Raw genomic sequence first — 1895 nt, forward strand, 5'->3', positions numbered from 1 at the left:
CGCTGTCGCTGGCCGGCCGCACCGAAAGTCCGGTCGCGCAAGGCGTGCCGGTGCGTGTCGGCGGCTTTGGCGGCGCCGACGGACTCGCCGCCTATCTTCGCCAGGAAAAAGTCGATCTGCTGATCGATGCCACGCATCCCTACGCCGCGCGAATCTCTGCCAACGCCGCTGAAGCGGCGCGGCAAACCGGCGTGCCGATCCTGGCCTTGCGGCGCCCTGGCTGGGAGCCGGGCGCGGGTGATCGCTGGACGCTGGTCGACAGTGCCGCCGAGGCGGCAAGCGCGCTCGGCAGGGCGCCGCGCCGCGTTTTCCTGGCGATCGGCCGGCAGGAGGCAGGCGTCTTCGAGGCCGCGCCCCAGCACTGTTACCTGATCCGCAGCGTCGACCCGGTCGAGCCGCAGCTGGCCGTGCCCGATGCGCTCTATCTGCTGGCGCGCGGACCGTTTCCGGAAGTGGAAGAGCGAGCGCTGCTCGAAAAATACGGGATCGATGCCGTCGTCTCCAAGAACAGCGGCGGCGAGGCGACCTACGGCAAGATCGCCGCCGCGCGGGCGCTCGGCATCGAAGTGGTCATGATCCGTCGGCCGCCTCTGCCTGACGTGCCCTCGGCCGAAACCGTCGATGCGCTGGCGGCCAAAGTCGATCATCTTTTCGCGCCCGTTGCCGAACGCGGCGTGTAGACCAGCGCCGGCTTCTCGCCGCGCCTGATGATGCGGGTCTCGGGGGAGCCGATGATGATGCAGGTCGACATGTCGGCTTTTGCCGCATCGGCGTCCGCCAGCAAAAACACCTCAATACGCTCGTCCGGCCGGCCGGCGGCGCGGCCGAAGATCACCGGCGTGGTGCCGGGCAGGATCGCCTTCAGGCACTCGAAGGCTCGGCCGAGCTGCCAGGGGCGGGCCTTGCTGATCGGGTTGTAGAGCGCGATGACGAAGCCTGCTCCGGCAGCCGCCAGCAGGCGCAGCTCGATCAGCTCCCACGGCTTCAGATTGTCGGAGAGCGAGATGGCACAGAAATCGTGGCCGAGCGGCGCGCCGATGCGGGCTGCGACGGCAAGCATGGCGGTGACGCCGGGGACGACAGCGAGGTCGATGGCGCGCCATTCGTCGGGACCGGCCTCGATCGCCTCGCAGATGGCCGCGGCCATGGCAAAGACGCCGGGGTCGCCGCCGGAAACGACGGCGACGCTATGGCCCTCGGCCGCCTTGGCCAGCGCCTCGTTGGAACGGGCGAGCTCCTCGCGGTTGTCGGAGGCGATGCGGGTCTGATCCGGCCGCAACTCCAGCCGGTCGAGATAGGGCTTGTAGCCGTAGAAGAAGGAAGCCTCGGCGATGGCATTGGCAGCCTGCGGCGTGACCTGGTCGGCGTTGCCGGGTCCGAGACCGATGACGGTAAGGCGGCCACTCACGGCTTAGCCCCGGGCCGGGCGGACCAGCCGGCGACCAGCACGATGGCGAAATAGGGCGCCTTGTCGTCCGGCTTGTCGGCAAGCCGCATCGAGACGCTGCCCGGCATGGTGCCGCGCTCGACATAGACAGCCTTGGCCAGCTTGCCGGTCGCTTCCAGCGCGCGCCTGATCTTCGGCAGGTTGCGGCCGACTTTCATGATCACCGCGGCATCGGTGTCGGCCAGCCGGCGGGTCAGCTCGAACTCACTCATCGTGCCCGGCAGCACGGTCAGCACATCGTCGCCCTGGACGATCGGCAGGCCTGTGGCCGACCAGCAGCCGGACATGGCGGTGATGCCGGGGATGACTTCGGTCGGAAAGCGGTGCGCCAGGCGCACATGCAGATGCATGTAGGAGCCGTAGAAGAGCGGATCGCCCTCCGACAGCACCGCCACCATCCTGCCGGCGCCGAGATGCTCGGCGACTTGTTCGGCCGACTGCTCATAGA

General features: G+C 68.8%; 3 protein-coding genes. 1 reads left to right on the top strand and 2 read right to left on the bottom strand.

Going from position 1 to position 1895, the window contains the following annotated elements:
- Window positions 1–680: cobalt-precorrin-6A reductase (locus EOA24_RS36220; RefSeq protein WP_127410723.1), on the top strand; the 680-nt coding region annotated here is incomplete at its 5' end.
- On the opposite strand, the gene EOA24_RS36225 is transcribed toward EOA24_RS36220, so the two are convergent.
- Window positions 644–1408: a precorrin-3B C(17)-methyltransferase gene (locus EOA24_RS36225; protein ID WP_126082101.1), complete on the bottom strand. Its 765-nt coding sequence runs from the start codon at window positions 1406–1408 to the stop codon at window positions 644–646. The genes EOA24_RS36220 and EOA24_RS36225 overlap by 37 nt on opposite strands.
- A partial coding sequence (gene cobI, locus EOA24_RS36230) for a precorrin-2 C(20)-methyltransferase (protein ID WP_127410724.1) occupies window positions 1405–1895 on the bottom strand: 491 nt, incomplete at its 5' end. The genes cobI and EOA24_RS36225, both read right to left, overlap by 4 nt.

Source organism: Mesorhizobium sp. M2A.F.Ca.ET.039.01.1.1 (genome assembly GCF_003998035.1).
GTDB lineage: Bacteria > Pseudomonadota > Alphaproteobacteria > Rhizobiales > Rhizobiaceae > Mesorhizobium.